We start from the raw sequence: 4,035 nt of genomic DNA, 5'->3' as shown, positions 1-4,035 counted from the left end.
AATCAGATCGGGCTGCTCAAGTGTGAAGGCGCCTCGAGGGTTTCTCTCCGAAGACATCAATGATAAACCCTCGCAAGTGTAGTGCAAGCCTTTGTAAGTGAGCTCTGGCAGATCTTCCCTATTTCGCAACAGTAAACGTTGTGGTCTTGTCGAGAGGGTAACCGTACTACAAGGACGTCATAAGCTGCTGCGAAGCAGCAGCTCTTGATGTCGGGCGACGCAAAAGCGGCGGTGAAACGGGTTTAACTTCAGGAGGATTCAGTCATGACACAATCGAAAGCTTTGGTCCTCTGTCTGGCGGTTTCATCGATGCTTGCCACGACTGCGTGCAACGCGCAAAACCAGTCGGATCAAGCCCAGAGCGAGCGCGAAATGTCTTCCTCGACGCCAACCGATGATTGCCCTGTGATCGAAAGCAGCAACTGGGTCGTAAAACTCATCCCGGCTCCGCATGATGGGGCATCCCCCCTCCTTTTCGTGAGCGGCGATCTCACGCTGCCCACACCAGGATATACTGTCGGCCTGAAAATCGGAAAGGCAGATCGTTCTGCAGTGCCAACGGTGTTCGCGGTGGTTTCCACGACACCGCCGGACGGAATGGTTGCCCAGATGCTGGATACCCAGACGGTTTCTGTGACAGCAGATGCACCAGCCTCCCGGCTGCGCTCCGTCATCGTGATCTGTGGCAATACGCGCTTGTTCGAAATCAGCGATGCCATGATGGTGAAAGCTGGCGATTGAAACCGCTCTTTTGTCTTGGTTGCATGATCCATGGTGATGTCCAATGATTTGACCGGCAAGGCGTCAAACGCCTTCGCTGCGGGGTCCTTCAACGCAACCATTGCGTTTGCGTTTAAGATATGACCCGGAGTTCGCTCGTTGATGCTCAGACGTTGCAGCGGTCACCGGTCCAACGTTGCTACGGTGACTGTAATTGGCAGCATCAGTACCGACGAGAGGAGTGGATCCGAACCGTTCCTCGCCCCCACTCCATCGACGCTTAGTCTCTTGCCAATCAACTGCACTATCTCGGGCGAGCCTGCGAATTTTGAGTGGTTTGATCCATTCACGTCGATCTCAGACAGATCTAAGACTGTCACGCCAAGTCGTGCCAGATCTTCAACGTCCTCATTGCCGACCCGCGGCACTCCTCGCGCAAGAAGCCGGGAAAAACTCAAAGCCCGGTCGTCGCGCGAGATAAGAATGTAAAACTGCCGTTCATTGTCGGCAAACGGTGCCAGCTGCTGCCGGAACAGATCGGCGTCAATGTCGGGTGCCGCCAAAATGACATGGCGAAGCCGACCTGTCCGGTTCAAGGTGCCGTTAAGTTTTGCCTGTCGCATTGCTTCGACCGTCAGCAGATTGCCCATGGAATGCGATAGGACATCAACGGCCTTTGCGTTGGTTTTCGAGATGAGATTAGCACCGAGCAACAGGTCGTCCCGCGCGACCAGGACGCTGTTCATGTCATAAACGTAGTCCAAAAAATGGCCACCGGAGGCCCAGCTGAACAAAACTGGAACGCCCTCATAGCCGGAATCCTCAACGAATTGACCCATCCGAAGAACTGCTTCTGACAAGGTTGTGTTGTAGCCATGCACAAAAACCAAAACGTTCCGGTTATCGACAGAGCGACGGTTCAATTCTGCCTGCAAGGCGGAGACGAAATCGCCTTCGGACGCAAAGATTGCCGGATCGGTTGCGGTGAAATGCTCTGCTAGACGGGGGATGCCGGACCGGGGGCTCTCTATCTTGCCGGGTGTGTGGTTCGGGGGCACACTGACCGTCAGTTTCGCCAACCCAATTTCGGACGATCGTTGTCCCGAGAACAAAATGGTTGGATCACCGTCCGGAGCACGCGAGGTCAGGATGAAGATCTCGTGTTTTCTGAGATTTTTGGCCGCATCACCATTCTGAGGTTCGGCTACCAGGCCGATCATCCCGCGTTCCGCCGGACCGCAGCCTACAATTGCAAGACTTGTGACAAGCAATAGAGCACAAGCCTTGAACCTCACCTTATCTACGCCAAAAAACATCGGAAAAGATCTCGCCATTTCATAGGTTGAGCGTAAACACGCGACGTGACCTGCCCGCCGCTGCTCCCTCAGTCAAAATGAGAGTCTGCAGGTCGGACTGGGTATTCGGTTTGCCCGTCTTGCGCAAGCACACTTGCAGCGGTGTCTGGTTGCCCGGCGATGATTGCGGTTTGACCGTGTTGTAGTCGTAACGCCAGAAACGGCTCTTCCGCATTCGTCTGCTCCTTCAGGATCGGCACGCACCTACCCTACATCACCGTGAGGGCTTTCGCGCGGGGCGGGTTATCCCTGTTTCGGCTTCGAGTCTGCCCTGAATTGTGTCGGCGTCCTTCCGGTCCATCGCCTGAATGCACGGTCAAGGGCGGCTGGGCCGGAGAGGCCTACATGAAGGGCAATTTGCGCAACGGGCAGGGCCGTGTTCGATAAGAGGTCTTCGGTGATGCTCTTTCGCACGTCATCCTTCATCTGACTGTAGGAGGCGCCCTGTGCCCACAGGATGCGCTGGATGCGGCGTGGATGCATGCGGCAGATCGAGGCAAAGTCGTTCAGTGTCAGATCCTGATAAGCGATGTTGTCGCTCAGTATGCCGCGAAGATAGGAAAGGGTCGCTTCGCTGGCGCCATCTGTGGGAAACTCCCCTCGTGACACCTTCTCCAAGTTCCAGTCCAGCGAGAATGGTGCCCAAAGCCAGTGCGGCGGAAATGAAATCCGCATTCCGTTGATCTGGGATGTGATGAGCGCCTGTTTCGGAAGAAAACCCGGCGGAAGCCCCTCGGTGGTCGGAACAGTGATCAGGATGTCTTTGGTATCGAAGGTTTCTCCGATCCCCTGCCTAATCAAAGTCGCATAAAGTGCGACGCCGACGGCATCCAACTGTGTCGACGGCTTAGTAACCTTGACGGTGCGGTGAATGTCGAAGGTTACAATGCCGGGTGTGATGGAAACGGAGTACCGCACGTTATCAACCTGCTTTGAGACTTCCACCACCAACCGGGACAGAAAATCTCCGAAGTTGCGAGCATTGGTCGCCGAATCCCGGAACGCTGGCGTTCCTTTCCTCGCTGTTTCGATTGCCACCTTTGCGCCAAAATACGGATCGCCAAGAGTTTCCGCCATATCCTCCATGGCGGAATAACAGGCGGATGCGTCAACCAGCATCGCAGGGTCGGTCAGCGCACCGGCGGGAATGCCGTTTCGGGCCAGGATCGCTTCCATATCGCCGCCCCGCGAGGTGAAGGCCTTTGCGAACGGTGACAGAATCAACATTCCGCGCGTGAACCTCGGGTCAGATTTCTTGCTCATTCTTGCTGCTCCCTCAACGCCCTGAGGTTAACCTTGTGGGACATGTTTATGACACAAGTGGTATGCGTGCTGCTCCCTCAACGCCATCAGGTTAACCTTCTAGGACATGTATATGGCACTGGTGGCATGAGCCGCAAACAGGCTGCGCCCCTGGCATGTTAATCAACAAGACGTAGATCATGAGACCCGGGCGATGGTCGCACTTCCCTGGCGAACTCGGAAATAGTTGGAGCCAGGAAATGTCGAAGAAAAACATCGTAAAAGCCAAAAAATCCCTTTTGGCAGCAATACTTGTTGCCGGGCTGATGACTGTTTCAGCGGCGACCTTCGGTCCGGCTTATGCCCAGACAGCGGAAGGGCAGTCCGTTGGAGCCGCGATCGAGCGGGTCGCGACGACGCTTGCCGGGCGCATCGGCTTCGCGGCGCAGGAAATCGGTGGCGACGACGTCATCGCGTTCAATGGCGATGAAACCTTCGTTATGGCCAGCACCTACAAGGTTGCGATCGCCGCTGCGGTATTGGATCGCGTGGACAGGGGGGAACTCAGCCTCGACCAGATGGTCGACGTCACACCCGACATGATGATGATCGGGGACGCGGCGCTGAGCGACACATTCGTGCACCCCGGGCTCCAGCTTTCGGTGGCGAACCTGATCGAGATCATGATCACGGAGAGCGACAACACGGCAACCGACAT

Annotated in this window: 5 protein-coding genes; 2 read left to right on the top strand and 3 right to left on the bottom strand. The window is 55.9% G+C overall.

What is annotated here, in order from left to right; translation table 11 throughout:
* Positions 1–264: 264 nt before the first annotated feature.
* Positions 265–741 (top strand): hypothetical protein, encoded by a 477-nt coding sequence (locus TR61_RS19165; RefSeq protein WP_050932139.1) that lies wholly within the window; start codon positions 265–267, stop codon positions 739–741.
* A gap of 161 nt (positions 742–902) precedes the next feature.
* On the opposite strand, the gene TR61_RS19160 is transcribed toward TR61_RS19165, so the two are convergent.
* From TR61_RS19160 to TR61_RS19150, 3 genes are all read right to left on the bottom strand, one after another.
* The gene (locus TR61_RS19160) at positions 903–1,940 is read right to left on the bottom strand and encodes an alpha/beta hydrolase (RefSeq protein WP_172677028.1); all 1,038 of its coding nucleotides are present in this window, start codon (positions 1,938–1,940) and stop codon (positions 903–905) included.
* 115 nt (positions 1,941–2,055) lie between these two features.
* A complete protein-coding gene (locus tag TR61_RS20610; protein WP_050932135.1) occupies positions 2,056–2,250 on the bottom strand; it encodes an integrase core domain-containing protein in 195 nt (64 codons plus the stop codon).
* Between the two features lie 68 nt (positions 2,251–2,318).
* Entirely contained in the window at positions 2,319–3,338 is a 1,020-nt protein-coding gene (locus TR61_RS19150; protein WP_216595446.1) for an AraC family transcriptional regulator, read from the bottom strand.
* 239 nt (positions 3,339–3,577) lie between these two features.
* On the opposite strand from TR61_RS19150, the gene TR61_RS19145 reads away from it, so the two are divergent.
* The coding region (locus TR61_RS19145; protein ID WP_216595445.1) for a serine hydrolase at positions 3,578–4,035 on the top strand (458 nt) is incomplete at its 3' end.

The organism is Aestuariivita boseongensis (assembly GCF_001262635.1).
In the GTDB taxonomy this organism is placed as follows: domain Bacteria; phylum Pseudomonadota; class Alphaproteobacteria; order Rhodobacterales; family Rhodobacteraceae; genus Aestuariivita; species Aestuariivita boseongensis.
Note: the sequence above shows the minus strand (reverse complement) of the source record. Positions and strands in the feature narration are given on the sequence as shown.

What these genes read in the sequence shown, in the direction of transcription:
- TR61_RS19150 (WP_216595446.1), bottom strand. Translation starts at nt 3,338, where the DNA reads ATGAGCAAGAAATCTGACCCGAGGTTCACGCGCGGAATGTTGATTCTG.
- TR61_RS19160 (WP_172677028.1), bottom strand. Translation starts at nt 1,940, where the DNA reads ATGATCGGCCTGGTAGCCGAACCTCAGAATGGTGATGCGGCCAAAAAT.
- TR61_RS20610 (WP_050932135.1), bottom strand. Translation starts at nt 2,250, where the DNA reads ATGCGGAAGAGCCGTTTCTGGCGTTACGACTACAACACGGTCAAACCG.
- TR61_RS19165 (WP_050932139.1), top strand. Translation starts at nt 265, where the DNA reads ATGACACAATCGAAAGCTTTGGTCCTCTGTCTGGCGGTTTCATCGATG.